This is a genomic window from Nocardiopsis sp. MG754419, assembly GCF_018207095.1.
Lineage (GTDB): Bacteria > Actinomycetota > Actinomycetes > Streptosporangiales > Streptosporangiaceae > Nocardiopsis.
This window is the reverse complement of record NZ_QOCZ01000062.1, coordinates 1-19,060: the sequence shown is the minus strand read 5'-3', so window position 1 is coordinate 19,060 and position 19,060 is coordinate 1. Positions and strand designations below refer to the sequence as shown.

18 protein-coding genes are annotated in these 19,060 nt (G+C 70.1%); 6 read left to right on the top strand and 12 right to left on the bottom strand.

Annotated elements, in window-relative coordinates:
- Positions 1-98 precede the first annotated feature (98 nt).
- Positions 99-809, bottom strand: a complete 711-nt coding sequence (locus DSY14_RS14140) for a demethylmenaquinone methyltransferase (protein ID WP_211717004.1) — start codon at positions 807-809, stop codon at positions 99-101.
- A 153-nt stretch (positions 810-962) separates the two neighbouring features.
- On the opposite strand from DSY14_RS14140, the gene DSY14_RS14135 reads away from it, so the two are divergent.
- Entirely contained in the window at positions 963-2,231 is a 1,269-nt protein-coding gene (locus tag DSY14_RS14135) for a delta-60 repeat domain-containing protein (RefSeq protein WP_211717003.1), read from the top strand.
- A gap of 75 nt (positions 2,232-2,306) precedes the next feature.
- Here the strand turns inward: DSY14_RS14135 and DSY14_RS14130 are convergent, their stop codons facing one another.
- Complete coding sequence (locus DSY14_RS14130) at positions 2,307-2,648, bottom strand: DUF4229 domain-containing protein (RefSeq protein ID WP_211717002.1); 342 nt, start codon at positions 2,646-2,648, stop codon at positions 2,307-2,309.
- 636 nt (positions 2,649-3,284) lie between these two features.
- Between DSY14_RS14130 and DSY14_RS14125 the strand changes: the two genes are divergently transcribed.
- The 3 genes from DSY14_RS14125 (at position 3,285) to DSY14_RS14115 (ending at position 6,059) form a co-directional block, all read left to right on the top strand.
- Positions 3,285-3,710 (top strand): OsmC family peroxiredoxin, encoded by a 426-nt coding sequence (locus DSY14_RS14125; protein WP_211717001.1) that lies wholly within the window; start codon positions 3,285-3,287, stop codon positions 3,708-3,710.
- A gap of 1,676 nt (positions 3,711-5,386) precedes the next feature.
- The gene (locus tag DSY14_RS14120) at positions 5,387-5,587 is read left to right on the top strand and encodes a BldC family transcriptional regulator (protein ID WP_017603819.1); all 201 of its coding nucleotides are present in this window, start codon (positions 5,387-5,389) and stop codon (positions 5,585-5,587) included.
- A gap of 118 nt (positions 5,588-5,705) precedes the next feature.
- Entirely contained in the window at positions 5,706-6,059 is a 354-nt protein-coding gene (locus DSY14_RS14115; RefSeq protein WP_211717000.1) for a PLD nuclease N-terminal domain-containing protein, read from the top strand.
- 153 nt (positions 6,060-6,212) lie between these two features.
- On the opposite strand, the gene DSY14_RS14110 is transcribed toward DSY14_RS14115, so the two are convergent.
- Positions 6,213-7,544: a polysaccharide lyase family 1 protein gene (locus DSY14_RS14110; protein WP_211716999.1), complete on the bottom strand. Its 1,332-nt coding sequence runs from the start codon at positions 7,542-7,544 to the stop codon at positions 6,213-6,215.
- A gap of 227 nt (positions 7,545-7,771) precedes the next feature.
- On the opposite strand from DSY14_RS14110, the gene DSY14_RS14105 reads away from it, so the two are divergent.
- The gene (locus tag DSY14_RS14105) at positions 7,772-8,761 is read left to right on the top strand and encodes a LacI family DNA-binding transcriptional regulator (protein ID WP_211716998.1); all 990 of its coding nucleotides are present in this window, start codon (positions 7,772-7,774) and stop codon (positions 8,759-8,761) included.
- A gap of 12 nt (positions 8,762-8,773) precedes the next feature.
- On the opposite strand, the gene DSY14_RS29220 is transcribed toward DSY14_RS14105, so the two are convergent.
- Positions 8,774-9,376 carry a helix-turn-helix domain-containing protein gene (locus tag DSY14_RS29220; protein WP_307851222.1) on the bottom strand — a complete coding sequence of 201 codons (603 nt, stop codon included), beginning with the start codon at positions 9,374-9,376 and terminating at the stop codon, positions 8,774-8,776.
- Between the two features lie 142 nt (positions 9,377-9,518).
- On the opposite strand from DSY14_RS29220, the gene DSY14_RS14095 reads away from it, so the two are divergent.
- Positions 9,519-10,181 (top strand): FMN-dependent NADH-azoreductase, encoded by a 663-nt coding sequence (locus DSY14_RS14095; RefSeq protein ID WP_211716997.1) that lies wholly within the window; start codon positions 9,519-9,521, stop codon positions 10,179-10,181.
- Between the two features lie 78 nt (positions 10,182-10,259).
- Here DSY14_RS14095 and ccsB read toward each other — a convergent pair whose 3' ends face one another.
- The 8 genes from ccsB to DSY14_RS14055 all read right to left on the bottom strand — a co-directional run.
- Positions 10,260-11,252, bottom strand: a complete 993-nt coding sequence (gene ccsB / locus DSY14_RS14090; RefSeq protein WP_211716996.1) for a c-type cytochrome biogenesis protein CcsB — start codon at positions 11,250-11,252, stop codon at positions 10,260-10,262.
- Positions 11,249-12,862, bottom strand: a complete 1,614-nt coding sequence (locus tag DSY14_RS14085) for a cytochrome c biogenesis protein ResB (RefSeq protein ID WP_374224015.1) — start codon at positions 12,860-12,862, stop codon at positions 11,249-11,251. The genes ccsB and DSY14_RS14085 overlap by 4 nt, the downstream gene beginning before the upstream one ends.
- Position 12,863: 1 nt before the next feature.
- Positions 12,864-13,694, bottom strand: coding sequence for a cytochrome c biogenesis CcdA family protein (locus tag DSY14_RS14080; protein ID WP_211716995.1), 831 nt, complete (start codon positions 13,692-13,694; stop codon positions 12,864-12,866).
- A complete protein-coding gene (locus tag DSY14_RS14075; protein ID WP_211716994.1) occupies positions 13,694-14,440 on the bottom strand; it encodes a TlpA disulfide reductase family protein in 747 nt (248 codons plus the stop codon). Before DSY14_RS14075 ends, DSY14_RS14080 begins: the two co-directional genes overlap by 1 nt.
- Positions 14,441-14,681: 241 nt before the next feature.
- Positions 14,682-14,885, bottom strand: a complete 204-nt coding sequence (locus DSY14_RS14070) for a helix-turn-helix domain-containing protein (protein ID WP_013155995.1) — start codon at positions 14,883-14,885, stop codon at positions 14,682-14,684.
- Between the two features lie 258 nt (positions 14,886-15,143).
- Positions 15,144-15,941, bottom strand: a complete 798-nt coding sequence (locus tag DSY14_RS14065) for a phosphatase (RefSeq protein ID WP_211716993.1) — start codon at positions 15,939-15,941, stop codon at positions 15,144-15,146.
- A gap of 197 nt (positions 15,942-16,138) precedes the next feature.
- On the bottom strand, positions 16,139-17,299 hold the full coding sequence (locus DSY14_RS14060; RefSeq protein WP_211717014.1) for an acetoin utilization protein AcuC: 1,161 nt from the start codon (positions 17,297-17,299) through the stop codon (positions 16,139-16,141).
- 193 nt (positions 17,300-17,492) lie between these two features.
- On the bottom strand, positions 17,493-19,060 hold a 1,568-nt coding region (locus DSY14_RS14055; protein WP_374224014.1), incomplete at its 5' end, for a DUF1109 domain-containing protein.

Below are 19,060 nucleotides of genomic sequence, written 5' to 3'. Positions count from 1 at the left end.
GAGCAACACAAAGAACCCCAAGGAGCGAGATTCCTTGGGGTTCGAGAGTTTTGTAGAACTAAGAGAACAACATAACCATTTGGGCGTTATGTCGGATTTTACTTCTCGCGGAACCCTCGGTGCAGGGCCACCGTGCCGAGCGTCAGGTTGCGCCAGGCCACCCGCGACCACCCGGCCGCCTGGAGGTACGTGGACAACTCCGCCTGGTCGGGCCAGGCCATGATCGACTCCGACAGGTAGTCGTAGGCCTCACTGCGACCGGAGAAGGCGCCGGCGATCCTGGGCAGGGCCGCCATCAGGTACGTCGAGTAGAGCTTGTCGACGAACTCCACCGGGATGTGGCTGAACTCGCAGATCACCAGCCGACCGCCGACCTTGGTCACCCGCCGCAGCTCGCGCAGCGCCTGGTCGACGTCGGCGACGTTGCGCAACCCGAAGGAGATGGTGACCGCGTCGAAGGTCTCGTCCGCGAAGGGCAGCGCGAGCGCGTCACCGGCCACGAAGGTGACGCCGGCGCGCGAGGCGCCGCCGCGACGCTCGGCGCCCTTGCTGAGCATGCCGAGCGAGAAGTCGCAGGCGATGACACGGGCGCCCTTCTTGATGAAGGACTCCGAGGAGGTACCGGTGCCCGCGGCCAGGTCCAGGACCAGCTCACCGCTGTGGGCGTCGACCGCGTCCACCACGGACCGGCGCCAGACGCGGTCCTGGCCGAGCGAGATGACGTCGTTGACGAGGTCGTAGTTCTCTGCGATGCCGTCGAACATCGCGGCGACGTCCTGGGGCTGCTTGTCGAGCTTCGCGCGGGTCATGGCACCAGACTAAGGGGGGTGCGCGGGTCTCGGGACGCGGGAGTCGGTCAGGGCACCCCACAACGCGAGTCGTGACAACCAGTAATTAAGCGTTAACGCCATGCAATAATGGGCCGGCCGCATTCCTTTTTCCGTGCGTCCGAGGAGAGACCCGTGAACCCGGCCCGATCATTCGTCGCCCTGACCATGGGCTCCCTGCTCATGCTCCCCCTCGCCGTGGCGACCGCCGCGCCGGCGGCCGCCGCCCCTCACCAGGGCGTGGTCGGCGAACGGCCGGTGGGATGGACGCCCCACGTGCTGGACGGCTCCGTCAAGGACATCCTGCGGATCGGGGACACGGTCGTGGTCGCCGGCGAGTTCGGCCGGATCGCCGACGCCGACGAGAACCGCACTCACGACCGACGCAACCTCTTCGCCTTCCGTCACGGCGACGGCGAGATCCTGACCCGCTTCGCGCCCTCCGTGGACGGCGAGGTCACCTCCCTGGCCGAGGGACCGGACGGGTCGCTGATCATCGGCGGCCAGTTCCGCCGGGTCAACGGCCAGAGCAGCCGGGGCGTGGCCCGGATCGACACCGCCACCGGCGCCACGGTCACCGGGTTCGGCGCCACCGTGGACAACGGGAGCGTGTACCGGCTCGCCTCCGACGGCACCGACGTCTACCTGGGCGGGAACTTCTCGGGCGTCAACGGGGAACGGCGCACCGGCCTGGCCCGCGTCGACGCGCGGACGGGGGCGGTCGACGCCGGCTTCGCACCGACCCTCGCCGAACAGCGGCGCGGCAGCCTGCGCGTCCAGGAACTGGCGCTCAGCCCCGACGGGCGACGCCTGGCGATCAACGGGACCTTCACGAAGGTGGACGGCCAGGACCGCTATCAGATCGCCATGGTCGACACCGGGTCCGGCACCCTCACGCCCTGGTCGACCTCGGCCTACGAGGCGCCCTGTGACTACTCGCGCATGCACACCTACATGCGGCAGATGGACTTCTCCCCCGACGGCTCCTACTTCGCGGTGGTGACGGCGGGCGGCCCGCAGGTCAAACCGGGTCTGTGCAAGTCCACCGCGCGCTTCGAGAACACCGACGAGGCCGGTGCGGAGCCCACTTGGACCAACCTCACCGGCGGGGACTCCCTGTACTCGGTGGAGGTCACCTCGGACGCGGTCTACGTCGGGGGGCACCAGAGGTGGATGGACAACGAGCAGGGCGCCCTGAACCCGGGGCCCGGGTCGGTGGCGCGCGAGGGGATCGCGGCGGTGCACCCGACGACCGGACGCGCACTGGAGTGGAACCCGGGCCGCTCGCGCGGCCACGGGGTGGAGGCGCTGCACGCGACCTCCGACGGCCTCTACGTCGGCAGCGACACCGAACGTCTGGCGGACGCCTACCACGCACGCCTGGGGATGTTCCCGATCTCCTGAACGGGGACCCTCGACCTCGGGGTGGTGGCCGCGTCCCGCGGCGGCCACCCCGTCGGCGTTCTGGGGCTGCTCGACCTACTTGGCCGGTTTGTCGGCCTCGGTGGCCTGGGTCGACTCCGTGGAGTCGGCGGCCTGTTCCTGCGAGCGCAGCAGCTCGTCCTGGATCTCGTCCTCGCGGGCGGCACCACCGACCAGACGATCGCCCACGGCCTTGTCCTTGCGCTGGTCCGTCCACTCGACGACCGACGTCGACATCCGGTCGCGCCACTTGGACAGCAGGACGTAGGAGGCCAGGCCACTGATGATCCATGCCAGGACCAGCGCGATCCAGGACCTGGCGCCGAACAGGTAGACGACACCGAAGGCGCCCGCGAACAGCGCCACGCGGGCGGCGGTGTAGGTCAACCAGCTACGCATCGAAGAGCCTCACAACAGACGATTACCGGGACCGGTACCACCACGGTAGCCGCACGGTACCGCCCGGCCGACCTGCGCGGACCGAGATCTTCGACGCGCGTTCGGGGTCGTACACGGCACTTAGACGGTACTACCCCGCCCCGGACGGCGGCCCTCACCCCCGCCCCGGGAGGTCGGGCCCGCGACCGGGCCCGGTCCGCGACACCGGGGCGCCGCCCACGGCGACGGGGCCTCGTCGGACCGAGGCGCGGGGTTGACCGAACGGCGACCCGATCTGTTATATTCGTACATGTGTTCGCGTCGAGGTTGGGGAAGACCCCGATGCGGAACACGGGACGGCGTCCTCACTCTCGGCGGGAGTGAGGACGCCGTTTCTCGTGCGCCTCCGTCCTCCCCCGGCCGGGACCCTCACCACAGGGCGCACGGCCGCGAGCCGCCGGCGGCCCCCGGCAACGGGTGACCTCGACGTACACGCCGCCGAACCGGCGGCACCCGGCCCGCCCCGACCGCCCCGGGCACCGCATGATCGCCCACGCGGGCGCGGCCCGCGCGCGTGTTCCACCCATGACCGGAGGCCATCCCGGGCATGATGGCTCCTGACGACCGATGGGCCCGCACGAGCGAGGAGCACTTTCCATGGCGACGACCCGAAGCGCGACCGCGAACTGGCAGGGAGCACTCCTGGACGGACACGGCCAGGTGTCCCTGGATTCCTCCGGGGTCGGCTCCTTCGATGTCACCTGGGCCTCCCGGGCCGAATCACCCGAGGGACGGACCAGCCCGGAGGAGCTGATCGGCGCCGCGCACGCCACCTGCTTCTCGATGGCGCTCTCCCACGGCCTGGCCGGCGGTGGCACCCCGCCGCAGAGGCTGGAGACCAACGCCTCGGTGACCTTCGAGCCCGGCAAGGGCATCACCGGCGTGCACCTCAAGGTCCGCGCCCACGTGGCCGGACTCACCGAGGAGCAGTTCCAGCGCGCCGCGGAGGACGCCAAGGAGAACTGCCCCGTGAGCCAGGCGCTCACCGGCACGACCATCACCCTGGAGGCCCACCTGGCGTGAGGCACCGCGCGGGGGTCGCCCCCCGCGCCGACAGACCACGGCGGCCCCGTGCGACGTTCCCCGTCGCGCGGGGCCGTGCGCGTCCTTCCATGCCGCTCACCGGCGCGGGAGGACGATTCCGTGAACGGGCACCGGGAAATCCCCACAGGTGGGTGGCGGTGCCGTTCCCCGAGGAGCGGACAACGCCGCGATGAACGGACGAGAAGGGAACGGGAACGGCCCTTCGTCCTTTATGGGGTTCTCCTCCGAACATGTCATGGTCCGGTTGTGACAGGTGCGAGAGATGCGCCTTTGGCCCGTAACAGGGCTGTCGTCATAACACTCAAGGACCATGGTCACAAGCGGCCCGTCAGACCTATCTTTCACCCACCGAAAACTGCTGGGATGGACTCGTGGCCATCACCGGGGCGGGAGGGGACCGGTGAGGGTACGCGGCCCGTGCCAGGCCTGTCCCTGCGGGTCGCCGGGCCGGCGCTCATGTTCCATGGGGAGGGACCACGAGCGCCGGCCCCCACGACCGGGCCGCACGCGGAGCGACCCCGGAGCCCACGCCCGCCGGACGGCTCCGGCGCGACGTCGCCCCGACAGGCCCCGACGGCCCCACCGGCCTGAGGGTCGTCGGCGGCCGTCGGTGATGGTGTCGTCCGGTCCGCCGCACGCGTCGCGACGCCGCGCGCAGGGCCGCATCGGGACCGGGCCACCCGGGTCCGGACCTTCGGTGACGGGGACGCCCGAGCGCGGCCCCGGCTTCCGTGGACGCCACCGGGGGCGGCGGCCCCTCCGCCCGAGCCCTGATCAGGTCCCCCACCTCGCTCTTCCGTTTCCGGCCCCTCGGACTCCGGAGCACGCGTGTCGTCCGCTCATGCCCCCGCAAGGGGCGGACCGCCCTCCCTCGAAGCACGCACGATCGGGGCGTCGCGGCGCCCACCACGTTCCGGCCGGCGCCTCATGTTCCGGGGCCGTGCCCCGCTCCGGGACCGCGGTCGGGTACGTCGGGGAGACCGCCGGGGGCTTCGGGACGGGAGGAGGGTCGTGCTTTCACCCCCGGGACCCGGGGCGGTGGAGCGGGCGTCTCAACGGGATGCGCGCGGTGGCGAGGGCGGGGCGCCCGGACGGGACCCGCGGGCCGCCCGCGCGGAAGCGGCGGCCCCGCCGATTCCGGAGAAGTCAGGTCGAATGGTCCGCATCCGATAAACCCACTTGTGACACAAGGCATTCTGATAAAATCACGTTTACGCAGGTCAGGGAGGTAAAGCTCCCGCGCCGACCGTGGTGGAGCACGTCGTTCACCCGAACGGATCGGGTCGACACGGTCGACCGCCCACGCTCTGGTCCGCATGCCCGCGAACCGGACGCACGACGACACGGAGACGCCCCGGATCGGAGCGTCGATCTACTTCGGGACCGGGGTCCGATTCCGGCACCGGGTGTCGGTTTTCGGATGTGCGTCGACACCGGATCGAATGGGATGCCCCAGGCATCGGATGCGGTGTTCATGGGATGTTTCCAATCCCGACAGGGGGACCTGAACATCACGTTCCGATCACATATCCCCCAGTCATCGCCCGATCGGCACAATTTCTCCGAAAACTAGGGAGGAAACGGACCAACTCGTGCACACTAGGGGATCAAACGCCCGCCGCCCCCTCACTCAAGGCGGGCACGATTGGGGGAATGTGAAGGTGGAACGAGCAAGCGAACGCCTGTTGACCCCCGGGGAAGTGGCCTCACTCTTCCGGGTTGATCCCAAGACCGTCACACGATGGGCCGCCTCAGGGCGTATCAGCAGCATTCGCACTCCGGGCGGGCACCGTCGTTTCCGGGAGTCCGAGGTGCGAGCCCTCCTGCTCGGGGAGCCCAGCGAGACCACCCCCTGAACCACAAGACACGACACGTCCTCAGCGACCCCGGACACGGTGTTCCGCGTGGTCTCCCGCACCCTCCGGGGCGTGGGTCACGGCCATGAGGAGTGGACAGCGAGAGTAGGCTGGAACCATGGTGTGGCTCGGTGGCCTGATCACGCTCGTATCTATCGTTCTATGGGTGTACGCGTTCTTCGACGCGTTGACCACCCCTGCCCAGGAGATTCGGAATCTGCCGAAGATCCTGTGGCTGGTCGTCATCGCGTTGTTCATACCCGTGGGGTGGATCCTCTGGTTCTTCCTGGGGCGCCCGCGCCGGTCCGTCCCGGCCCAGGGCGACACGTCCTCTCCACCTCAGGCCATGACCGCGGACGACCTTGACCCGTCAGACTTCTCCCAGCCCTCCGGCAGTGCGCACCCGCTCGGACCGGACGACGACCCCGAGTTCCTTCGCCGCCTGAACCGGCGGATCGACCCGGAAGAGTAGTCGCCCCGAGAGGCTCGCCGACAGAGCGAACGGTGGGGGCCGCACCCGATGTCGGGTGCGGCCCCCATCGCTGTTCTCCGGGCCGTCGGGCGGGCGTGGCGACGCGCTGTCCGACCGACGGCCGCGAACGGCCTCACGGACCCCAGGACGGCCTCACAGGCGTCCGGCGCCCACCTCCCGGGGCAGACCCCGGATCGCGTGCACCGGTTCCACCTCCGCGGTGAACTGCGGCACCCAGGTCACCTCGGTGCCCAGCGGGGCGTCCGGGAAGTGCGCGTTGTGCTCGGCGACCAGATCCACCGGGGCGGGACGCCCGCTCCCCTCGTGGGTCAGCACGTTCCCGTGCTCCACGATGTCGGTACCGCCCCAGTTGCGCAGCAGCGTGCCGACCTCGATCCCGTCGTGCACGTCGAACAGGTTGTTCTCCACGTACAGGTGCGACTCCCGGCCCACCCCCACGCTGTAGCCGAAGTGCTCCGGGTCCCGGACCGTGTAGACGTTGTTGTGGACGTGCACCTGCCCGAACCGCACCCGGGGCGCCCGCTCCCCCAGGCCGTCGAAGTGGTTGTGCCGCCAGGTCACCCGCAGGTACCCCCGGTCGGTGGTCCGGCTGTCGCTGTTGCCCAACAGCATGGCCTTGTCCCGCCCGTCGAAGTGGTTGCGGGACACCGTCACCAGGTCGGTCTCGCGCACGATGTCGAGCAGCCCGTCGTGCACCTCGTACTTGCGGCCGAAGTACTCCGGAAGTTCGGTGCCGGGGTTGTCACCGTCGTCGAAGGTGTTGTGGTCCACCCACACGTTGGTGGCGCCGGAGACCTCCACCTGGTCGTACTCCGAGTTCCAGTTGCCGCTCGCCCCGTCGGTGGGGTCCCAGCCGGGGAAGCAGTCGTGGGCGTCGGAGAAGGTCAGGTTGCGCAGGATGACGTTGTCGACGTCGTGGACGCGCAGGTTGACCCCGGACAGGGCGGCGTCCCCGCCGAGCCCCACGAGCGTGGTGTTGGAACCGACCTCGACCCTGATCTGCTCGGCCTGCACCGCGGCCGACGCCAGTCGGGCCTCCTCCAACGGCCCCTCGGGGTCCTGTCGGCCCCAGACCTCGGGGTCGTAGGTCTCCAGGTAGGCGTCGAGCGTGTACCCGTCCACCGCGTAGTCGTCGCAGGACAGCGCGGCACCGTCCGGGTCGGTGTTGGCGTCGATGCGGCCGTCGACGTAGACGATCCGGGGGGTGTCCTCCTCCTTGCCACCGAGCGCGGCGCGCAGTTCCTCCAGGGTCGAGACCACGTGGACGTTCTCCGGAGCGGCCTGCGACCCGCCGGTGGTGCCACGGCCGGCCGACCCCCATCCGTCGCCCTCGGGAAGGGTCTCCCGGGCGACGCCGCGGGGGTCGACGTCGGGTTCGGCGCTCGCGGGCGCCACGGGCAGGAGGGTGGTGGCGGTGAGCAGGGCGGCCAGGGTCAGGACCGGGATCGGGGGTGGTCTGCGCATCGGTGCTCCTTCGGGGGATGGGGCCGGAACCCGTATACAAACGTTTGCATGAAGGTCTCCGATCCACCGTGACCGCGTCAACCCTCCTCCGCCGGGTTGTTGTGGGAAAATGCTGGAAAAGCGGGCCTTCGATGGGTCAGGATGACAAAAGCGGCGAGGTTCGGCGGGGAGCCCTTCGACAAACGCTTGCCGCCGCCATGGCCCAACAGCGGAAACGGAGTCCACGGGTGCCGGTCACCATCAGGGACGTCGCCAAAGTGAGCGGTGTCCACGTCTCCACGGTCTCGCGGGCGTTCTCCGCGGCGCACCTGGTCAACCCCGACACCCGCGCCCGGGTCCTGGCGGCGGCCGAGGAGTTGGGCTACCGCCCCAACCGGGCGGCACGGGCGCTGTCCACCAGCCGGACCGGCAACCTCGGCCTCATCGTCGCCGACATCGCCAACCCCTTCTTCCCTCCCCTGCTCAAGGCGGCGCAGGCCCAGGCCCGCGCCCGTGACTACCACGTGTTCATCGCCGACACCGATGAGCAGGCCCGGGTCGAGGAGGAACTGATCCGGTCGATGGCCAAGCAGGTCGACGGGGCCGTGCTGGTCGCGCCGCGACTGACCAACCGCGTCATAGCGGAACTGGCGCAGGAGATCCCGCTCGTGGTGATCAACCGCCGTCTGCGCGGGGTCTCCGGGGTCCTCATGGACGTCGGCGCGGGCACCCGGCGGGCCATGGAACACCTGATCGGGCTCGGCCACCGGGAAATCGTCGTGCTGGGCGGTCCCGCGCGAGCCTGGACCAGCGGGGAGATCGAACGCGCCACCGAACACCGGGCCGAGGACCACGGTGTCCGGATCCACCGGGTCGGCCCCAACCCGCCCACGGAGGAGGGCGGTCGGGCCGTGGTGGAACAGGTCGTGGCCACCGGCGCCACCGCGGTGCTGGCCCACAACGACCTCGTCGCCTTCGGTCTCGTCCGTCGGGCGGCCGAACTCGGGCTCGGCGTGCCCGGCGACCTCAGCGTGATCGGCGTGGACAACAGCCACGTGGCCCGGTACTCCAGCCCCGCCCTGACCACGGTGGACATGCCCGTGGCCGAGGCCGGACGCGGGGCGGTCGACCTGCTGCTGCGTTCGGTGGACGCCGCCGGGTCGACCGGAACGGTGACCCTGGAGACCTCCCTGGTCGTCCGCGACTCCACCGCACCGCCCCGGATCACCGGGGCCTGAACCGCCCGGGGGTCACCCGACCATACGGCGGACGAGGGCCTCCCACGCGGCCGCGAGATCCTCGACCGACCCGGGAAGGCTCTCCACGTCGTGCCGGTCGAGCGTCAACAGCAGCGGCGTCTCGACCGCCGCGGCCAGCAGGACCGCCACCGCGTCGAGCGAGATCCCCGGCAGGTCCACCCCCTCCAGCAGCACGCGGAAGTGCAGCACGCTGAACGAGCCGAGGGGGCCCTCGCCATGGCCGTCCACCCTGCTCTGTCCCACCACCTCGATGTTGGCCGCCAGGTGCTCCACCCGGGCACGGCCGAAGGCCGCCAGGCGCTCGACCGGCGGCGCCCCGGGGCCCAGGGGCGGCGGCCCCTCCAGGACCGCCCGTTGGAACTCCTGCTCGGAGTCCTCCAACAGCGCGCGGAAGATGCCCGCGCGGGTGCCGAAGCGTCGGAAGACCGTGCCCTTGCCCAGGTCGGCCGCGGCGGCGAGCCCGTCCATGGTGAGCCGATCGGCCCCTTCCTCGGCGATCAACCGGCGGGCGACACGGAGCAGGTGCAGACGGTTGCGGACGGCGTCGGCCCTCTCCCGCCGGGGACGTTCCAGGGGGATCACGGGGGGGCTCACGGATGGGTCCACACGGGCATGCTAGCAGCGGAAAATTAAACGGGGTACGGTCCGCTTGTCGTTGCTAAACGGGGTATAGTCCGCTTAGTCTTGCAGTCGTGCCCCGATCACGGGGCGCATCCACCCTCATGAGGAGTCGATCGTGCAGCTGTTCCGTGTGGACGCCAGCATCCTGCCCGCCACCTCGTCCAGCGCCGAGCTGGCCGACATCGTCGAGGCGGAGTGGACCTCCGCGCACACCGACGGCGAGGTGGTGCGGCGCCACCTGGGCACCGACCCGGTGCCCGCGGACGCCTGGACCGCCGCGACGCTGGGCGGTTTCTCCCCGGAAGAGGAGCGCACGGACCGTCAGCGGGAGGCCCTGGACCTGGCCGCCCGCCTGAGCGCCGAGCTCGCCGACGCGGACGCCGTGATCCTCGCCGTACCGCTCTACAACTGGGGCGTGTCCCAGCACTTCAAGGCCTGGGCCGACCTGGTGATCACCGGTGCCGGCACGGGCGTCCCGATCCTCGAGGACACCCCGACCGTCCTGGTCACGGTGCGCGGTGGCGGCTACGGCCCCGGCACGCCCAAGGAGGGGTGGGACCACTCCACTCCGTACCTGCGCCGACTGCTCGCCGACGCGTGGGGGGCCGACCTCACCGTGATCGAGCGCGAACTCACGCTCGCCGCCATGACGCCCGCCATGGAACCGCTCCGGCCCGAGGCCGAGCGGCTGCACGCCGAGGCCCGCGCGCTGGCCGAGCGGGCCGGCAAGGAGCTCGCGGGCAGGGTGCCCGCGGTCCAGGGATCGACGGGTGTGTGACCCCACCCCGGACACGACGCGGGGCGGGCCCGATCATCGATCGGGACCCGCCCCGGGGACCGCCGCGCCGTCGTCGGCTCAGGCGTAGGAGTGTAGGCCGCTGAACATGTAGTTCACGGCGAAGAAGTTGAACATGACGGTGGCGAAACCGATCACGTTGATCCAGGTCGCCTTCGGACCGCGCCAGCCACCGGTGGCCCGCGCGTGCAGGTAGGCCGCGTAGATCACCCAGGAGATGAACGACCAGACCTCCTTGGGGTCCCACCCCCAGAAACGGCCCCAGGCCTCGTCCGCCCAGATCGACCCGGCGATGATGCCGAAGGTCCACAGGGGGAAACCGAAGAGGATGAGCCGGTGGGAGATGCGGTCCAGCAGTTCGGGGCTGGGCAGGCGTCCGGCGATACCGGCGACCTTCTCCCCCAGCGCCCTCTTGGCCTCGGCCCGGTGCGCCACCAGGTAGGTGACGCCCGCTGCGCCGGACACCATGAAGGCGCCACCGGCGATGATCACCGCGGTCACGTGGATCGGCACCCAGTAGGAGTGCAGGGCCGGAATGAGCGGGCCCGGGTCGACGTACAGCCAACGCACACCGATGCCGAGCAGGAGCAGCACCGGCACGAGCACGAAGGCGCCGAGGAAACGGGCCTGGTAGCGCCAGGAGGCGTACAACAGCGCGCCGACGGCGACCAGGCACATCGCGACGACGAACTCGAACATGTTGCCCCAGGGCCAGCGGCCGGCGGCCAGACCCCGGGTGATGACCTGCGCGAGGCTGAGCAGGAAGCCCAGCGCGGTCACGCCGAGCGCGATCGTGCCCAGCACGCTCTGGGAGGCCTGCGCCTCGCCCTCGGACGTGCGGACGTCGACCTCGATGTCGTCGTCACCGCCCTGGGCCCCTCCGGCGCCGACCGGCATGAGGCGACCGGCCTTCAGCTTGGTGCGGCGGCCGTACGCGGCCTCGATCGCGAACAGGAAGAGTGCGGCGGCGTAGGCCACGATCATCGCGATGATGAGCGTGTCACTGGCCGACGCCATGCTCTCGTTCACCGGTGCGGCGAGTGTGTTCGTCACCGGTCACTCCCTCGTGTGGTCGACTCTTCGGTTGGGGTGATGGGGTTGTCGTCGGACTCACTCCGGAGCCGTCCGGCAAGTCGTGTGGCGATCTCGTGGAACTCGGCGTTGTCCCCGGCAACCTCGGTCTTGCCGAGGCCGGCCAGCTCCACGCGGGTGCGCCCGTCCTCGCCCTCGGTGGCCCGCACCCAGACACGGCGGGGGCGCACGAACAGGGTGAGGATGAGGCCCACCACCGCCAGGGTGGCGGCGGCCAGCGCGGGAACCCGGGCACCGTCGCGGTTGCTCTGGAGGGTGACGTACTCACTGACGCCGGTGAAGGTGATGGAACCGGCCTTGTCCGGCAGTTCCCAGGTGTCGCCGACCGCCATCACCGGCGACTCGCCCAGCTGTTCCATGCCCCGGGTCTGGAGCTGGTAGACCGACTGTGGATCGACCATCCCGAGGTCGCCTCGGAAGGCCTCCATCGTGACCATGGGGTTCTGGGTGCCGGGGAAGGAGGAGACCAGTTCGCCCTCGGCGTCCTCCATCGCGGTGGGCAGGAAGACCCCCGTGAATCCGAGTTCCTCACCACCGGTGTCGGGCACCTTGACGACACCGTCGGAGGTGAAGCTCATGGTCTCGCGGTGCAGGAACGGGACCGCCTGGTCGAAGACCAGGTCGCCGTCGGCGTTACGGACCTCGAACTGCGGGGCGTAACCGTGCCCCAGCAGGTAGACCTGGACACCGTCCACGCTCAACGGGTGGTTGACCTCCAGCCGGTGGGTCATCTCCTCCCCGCCGGGCTCCTCGGTGTAGGTGATGTCGGCGACGTAGGACTCCGCCTGGCCGCGCAGGGACCCCTCCTCGATGAAGGTGGCCTCGAACCGATCCAAGTGCAGGGTGAACGGGGCGAACTCGTCGGTGTCGGTCCAGTGCCCGGGATAGATGGCGTCGTAGGCCGGGAGCGTGTTGGCGAACCCGTCGCCCTCGACGATGAGCATGTTGCCGCGGTAACCGAAGAAGGAACCGGCGGCCAGGGCCAGGAGCAGCCCCAACAGGGCCAGGTGGAACAGGACGTTGCCGGCCTCGCGCAGGTAGCCGGTCTCGGCCGACACCGAGTCGCCGTAGCGCTCGACGCGGTAGCCCTTGAGGGCCTTGCGCGCCTGCTCCAGCACGGTGTCGGGAGCGGTGTCGGTCCCGAACCGGGCCACGTACGGCATGCGTCCGAGGTTGCGCGGGGTGGCCACCGGACGTGCGCGGACCGCCCTGGCGTGCACCATCGCCCGCGGGAACACGCACCCGGCCAGGGACACGAAGAGCAGCAGGTAGATGGCTCCGTACCAGGGCGAGGAGAACACGTCGAACAGGTAGAGGCGGTCCAGCCAGGGGGCCAGCTCCGGGTTCTCCCGGAAGTACGTGGCCACCTCGTCGACGCTCACCACGTTCTGCGGCAGGATCGAGCCGGGGATGGCGCCCACCGCCAGCAGGAACAGCAGGATCAGGGCGGTGCGCATCGAGGTGAGCGTGCGCCAGATCCAGCGCCCCCAGCCCAGGACGCCCAGGCCCTTGGCCGGGCGTCGGGGGTTCTCCTCGGAGGGCGTCGGGGTGTCGGTCTCGGTCGTGGTCAAGTCAGATCACCGTCTGGAAGTCGGCGGCCCAGCCCTGCATGGCGATGGTCATCTCGGTCCACAGCCCGGACACCATGGCCAGACCGACCAGGACGAGCATGACACCGCCGATCACGGTGACCGTGCGGGTGTGGCGTTTGAGCCGGCCGAAGGTGTTGAGCGCGCGGCGGTAGAGCAACGAGGCCAGGATGAAGGGCAGCCCCAAGCCGACGCAGTAGATCAGGGACAGAAGCATGCCCCGGCCGGCGCCGCCCTCGACGAAGGCGAGGGTCTGGACGGCGGCCAGGGTCGGTCCGATGCACGGGGTCCAGCCCAGTCCGAACAGGACACCCAGCAGCGGGGCCCCCGCCAGCCCGGCGCGGGGCAGGCGGTGGAAGCGGAACTCGCGGCCGAAGCCCGGCATGACACCCATGAAGGCCAGGCCGAGCACGATCGTGAGCGCACCGAGCACCCGGGTGATGGGGTCGGTGTAGACCATGAGCAGGTCGCCCAGCCAGCCGATGAACCCGCCCACGGCGACGAAGACGAGGCTGAACCCGAGGATGAACAGGATGCTGCCGGTGACCATCGTCCAGCGACGGGAGGCGAGTTCGGTATCGATGTCGGTGGCGGCACCACCACCGGTACCGCCCCCGGTGTCGCCACCGGTGCCGCCCGCGGCCTCCTGACGCTCGCGCACGTGGGAGCCGCTCATCCCGGACACGTACGACAGGTATCCGGGAACGAGGGGCAGCACGCACGGGGACAGGAAGGAGACCAACCCGGCGGCCAGGGCCAACGGTGCGGCGAGGAGCAGTGAACCGGTCAGGACCGTGGTGCCGATGGGATCCATCAGCCGTCGTCCCCGGTGTCCTCATCGGTGTTCTCGGCCGGGTCGGCGGCGTCGCTCTCCTGCCCGTCCGGGTCCTCGTCCCCGTCCTCCTCGTCGTCCTGCTCGGAGACGCGGGGGCGGTCCTCGGGGTCACCGAGGTCGAACTCGACCACGAGGGGGTCGAGGAGTTCGGTGAGCTGGCCGTAGGTGGTGGGGCCGATGACGCGGGCGGCGATGTCGCCGTTCGGGTCGAGGATCAGGGTGCTGGGGATGGCGCGGGGAGGGACGGTCTCGCGGAAGGCCTGGGGGATCTCGCCGGGCTGGTCGTGCAGGCTCGGATAGAGCACGCCCTTGTTGTCGGTGTAGGCGCGCGCGGCGGTCTCGTTGTCCTTGATGTTCACGCCGAGGAAGTCCACGCCGAGGTCTTCGTACTCGGCGTGCACCTCGTCCAGGACGGGCTGCTCGGCGCGGCAGGGCCCGCACCAGCTGGCCCAGACGTTGAGGACGAGGATCTGTCCCTGGTAGTCGGAGAGCGAGAGGTCGTCTCCGTCGAAGGTGGTGCCGGCGACGTCCGGGGCGGCGTCGCGTTCCCCCGCCTCGAAGACGGTGGCACTGCCGTCACCGGAGATGAAGCGGTCCTCCTCGCCACCGCTCTGGATCTCGGTGCCCCCGGCGCAGCCGGACAGGGCGAGAACGACGGCCACGGCGGCGGCCGACAGGTGCGGCACGACACGGCGGCGCCGCGCACCCGTGCTGGTACTGGGCATCGAGGGGACCTCGCGAACGGGGTGTGAACAGGGCGGACTACAACAACGACAAAGTGTAGTAGATGCCCTGACAACCGCTTCGCCGGCCCGGGGCAAGGGGCCATCGAACCGTGATCGAGGTGACCGCCGGCGGGGTGGTGTTCACCATGGGGACGGTGGTGGGGGTACAACGTCCCTCTGGTGGACGGCGGACCGGGTGCCGGGCGTGTCGCCCCGCACCCGGGCCCCGCCCGGCTGCCGATCAACCGGCCTCGACGAAAGCCTCTCGGAGGTAGTCGTGCACAGCCCTCTCGGGGACCCGGTACGAACGCCCCACACGGATTGCGGGGAGGACTCCCGAGTGCACCATTCGGTAAACGGTCATCTTGGATACGCGCATGATCGTGGCGACCTCCGCCACGGTCAAGAACCTGACCTCTTCGAGAGGCGGCTTGCTCCCGTTCATCTTCCGACGCCCTCATTCCCGGACGTGAGCAATTGTCTGCCGTTCAGCACTGACACACCTTCCGGTGATCGGGGGACCCCGGCTTTCGTGCCCGTCACACCGACACGCCGGTGTGTCACGCTGTCACTACTGACACGTCCGTTTATCAGAGTAGAGCGGAGTTCCCCTCTAGGGAAGGTCGGTTCTGCTGTCTTCGGGGATATACGTTGCACACGGGTCGGATGAGGTTTAACGCTGGGTATAAATGGTCGCCCTCGCTCAGAGGAGACCGGCCCGGAACAGAACGTAATCACGCAGCGGGGCGTAGTCCTCGGTCAGATAGCCGTCGTCCAAAGGCACCGTGACCAGGAGTTTCCCCTCGTATTCGGCGAGGAAGAGCGCCGGGTCGTTGCAGTCGGCGAACCCCATCGCGGGCACGCCCATCTCTCCCGCCGCACCCGCGAAACCGTGGTCGGCGATGACCAACTGCGGCCATGCCTCCCCCCGGTCGCCGAGTTCGTTGAGGATCGCCCGCATCGCGAACGGGTGGTGACTGTGCCGGGGCAGATGCCCGTCGGTGACGAGCGCGACGTCGTCTCGCCAGACCACGATCCGGCGGTTGGGCGGACGCTCGGTGGTGACCTCGTAGGAGTAGCCGCCGGCGGCGGTCACCACCGGACAGCCACGCGCGACCAGCGCGTCCTTCCAGGCGGCGTAGGTCTCCTGGAGGTTGCGGGGATGGCCGGTCGCGAACATGACGCGTTCACGGCGTTCGGCGGCCAGGGCCAGGCGGTCGGCGAGGGCCTCCAGGGCGTCGATGGTCAGGTCCGGGTCGATCGTGTCGATCCCCCACACGTACTCCTCGTCGCCCACGACCCCGCAGCGCTTGTTCATGAGGGCGAGGACCTCCGCGAACGTCCAGTCGTTCGAGAAGGTGAGGCCGAACTGGTGGTAGGGGTCCTTTTGGACGAGCCTTCGGTAGTGACGCAGGTTGTTCTGCCGTGGGGTGTCGACGTGGCCCGCGATCCCCGTGCGAACCAGATAGGTGATGAGTTCGGCCCGTGTCGGCGGCGTCACCTGCGTTCCCCTTCCTCTCCTGCTCGGCGACCGCGGTGACGCGCCGGGCGTCCACCACGGCGCCGGCTCCCGTTCGCCCGGTATTCATCACCTTCCTACCCGCTGAACGCCGACCACGCGGCCATCCGGCAGATTTCACCGTCGTGTGATCCGGCGGGCCGGGCCTCCGGTCCGACGGAGCGGAACGGACGGGTCGTTCACAGGCTGGGATCGATGCCGTGACTGGGGAAGATGGCGGTACGGGTGGCGTGGATGGCCCGGTCGATCGGGTCTCCGGGGTCGTAGCCGTGCTCGAAGGGCGTGAAGGTGACCTCGCGGCCGTCCGTCATGTACAGAGGCGCCAGTTCGCCGGTGCGCCTGCGGACGAAGTCCCGCCACTCCTGCGGGGTCTCGCTGTCCGGGTCGATCGGCCCACCGGACGCCTCCCCCAACAGGTGCGTCCAGGCCCGCGGCACGACGTGGACCAGCCCGTAACCGCCACCACCGAACAGCAGCCACCGACCGCCGGCGGTCTTGCGCGCCAACTGATGCAGCTCCTGGTAGGCCCGGCGCTGGCCGTCCACGCTGAGCGTGAGGTTGGCCAGCGGGTCCAGGGCGTGGGTGTCGCACCCCTGCTGCGTCACCAGGATCTCGGGTTGGAACTCGTGCAGCAGCGGCGGCACGACCGCCTCGAAGGCGCGGTGCCAGCCGGTGTCGCCGGTGCCCGCGGGCAGCGCCACGTTGACGGCGTAGCCCTCGGCGTCGGGCCCGCCCGTCTCGGAGGCCTGGCCGGTGCCCGGGAACAGGGTCACCGGGGACTCGTGGAGGCTGATGGTGAGGACCCGCGGGTCGTTGTAGAAGGCGTTCTGCACGCCGTCGCCGTGGTGGACGTCCACGTCGACGTAGGCGATGCGCTTGGCGCCCTGCTCCAGCAACCAGGCGATGGCCAGCGCCGGGTCGTTGTAGACGCAAAAGCCCCAGGCGTTGCCGCGCATGGCGTGGTGCAGGCCGCCCGCGATGTTCGCCGCGTGCGCGCTCTCCCCCGTCCACACGGCCTTGGCCGCGGCCACGGAGGCGCCGGAGATGAGCGCCGCCGCGTCATGCATGTCGGGGAAGACGGGGTTGTCGGCGGTGCCGAGCAGGTGCGTGTCGTCGGGCTCCAGGGTCCGGCCCGCGCGCTTGACGGCCTTGATGTAGGCGGGGTCGTGCACCATGGAGAGCAGTTCGTCGGAGGCGGGCTCGACGTCGATCAGGTCCACCCCGGGCCGATCGAGGACACCGAGCTCACGGCTGAGCGCCATGGTCAGCTCCACCCGGATCGGCGCCAGCGGATGCTGCGGCCCGAAGTCGTAGGCGGTGAGTCCGTCGTCCCATGCCACCCGCAGCGAGCAGGACGTGCGCCCTCCCATGTGGTGACCCCCGTTCCAGGTGTGCGTGCTACGAAGCACACAGTACGCAAAAGGGGAGCGGAGACGAACCCCGGGGTGTGTCGCCCGGACCGGAGACGGCCCCGGGAGGGTGTCCCTCCCGGGGCCGCGCGTCCTCCTCAGCGGGTCGCCCCGCCGGTTCCGGTCAGTTCTCGACCTGGTAGTAGCAGGACTCGTAGCTCTCGCCGGCCTTGAGGTTCTTGGTGCCGTGCAGGGGCTGGCTGCCGAAACCGGACTCGGTCGAGGTGACCATGATGCGGTACTCGCCCGGGTTCAGCTCCACCTTGAGGACCTCGCCCTCACCGAAGCAGGTCTCGGCGCTGGGCGGCGAACTGTAGATTTCACAACCGTCGCAGCCCGCGGCGCCCTCCTCACCGTGCACCGCGTCCGGGCCCACGAAGAGGAACCGGATGTCGTCCGGGGAGTGGTTGGTGAACTCGATGGTGACCTTGTCGCCGCCGCCCGTGCTCACCGGGGTCATGTCGTCGATCGAGGAGCTGCCGAACACGCTCAGGAGGTCCATCTCCTGGTCGAGACGGCCGGCGCCGATGTGCCGTTCCAGGTCCTCGACGTCGTCGGCCTCGTGGTCGGGGTAGTCCGCCGTGAGGAAGGCGACCTGGTCCTCGGCCCCGTCGTAGTTCTCCGCGTCGACCTCGTCCCAACCGCAGTTGAGGGCCGCGTTGGGTCGCTCCTCCTCGATGCGGTCGGCGATCTCCGGGGCGGACTCCCAGGAGAGCTCGTCGAACATGCCGATCTGGGCGATGGCGCCGCACCAGTTCTCACCCGCGTAGTCGCCCGTGGCCAGGGAGTACAGGTCGACCAGGGCCTCGGGCACCTCGTTCGCGGCGGGGGTGTCGGCGAAGTCCTCGGCCACGAAGGTGTAGGTCTCCTGGGCCTGCCGGAAGGTCTCCTCGACCTCGTCGGTCACCTCGCCGTTGTAGAGCTCGTCGGCCTCCGTGGCCAGCTGCGTGGCGTAGTCCAGGTGGACCTCGGCGACGCTGCCGTCGGTGTCCTCCCACCGGGAGGCCCGGTGCGCGAAGTACTCGCTGTAGGACTCCAGGGCGTGGTCGTAGGCCTCGTTGTCCACGTCGGACTGGGCTCGGCGCAGCAGCTCACAGGCCTCCACACCGTCCCGGGCCCGGCTCATGAGGCTGGGGGACATCGAGAGCTGGAACCCGGACTCCACGGCGTTGTAGCCGTCGATCGCGTCACCGCACTCGCCGCGCTCGTGGGCGGCGTCGGCGACCCGCAGACGCCACTCACCGGTCTGCCACACCCCGACCAGGGAGACGGCCATGGCCAGGACCAGGCACGCCGCGAGGATCATCGGCAGGGGACGGGCGGAGGGCTGCTCCCCTCGGGCCATGAGTCGGCGGTCGTGGGCACGGCCGGCGAAGAGGCCGTGCACGACGGTGACGAGGACCCAGCCGAGCAGGGTGGGGACCCACACGAGCAGGTTGTCGGCGGCACCGAGGACCGCCGCGGTCACCAGGAGGGCGAGCGTGACGACCACGTTGATCCCGAAGAACAGCCAGTTCTTCAGGTAGAAGTAGCCCGCACCGACACCGGAGAGGTTGAGCAGGGCGGTGCGTGGACCGGACTTCGACTGGAAGAGGCCGAGCGGGGGCAGCGGCGGCGGGCCGGGAGGGCCACCGAACTGGGGCGGACCGAAGGGGCCGCCGGGAGCGCCCGGGCCACCGGGACCACCGGGGG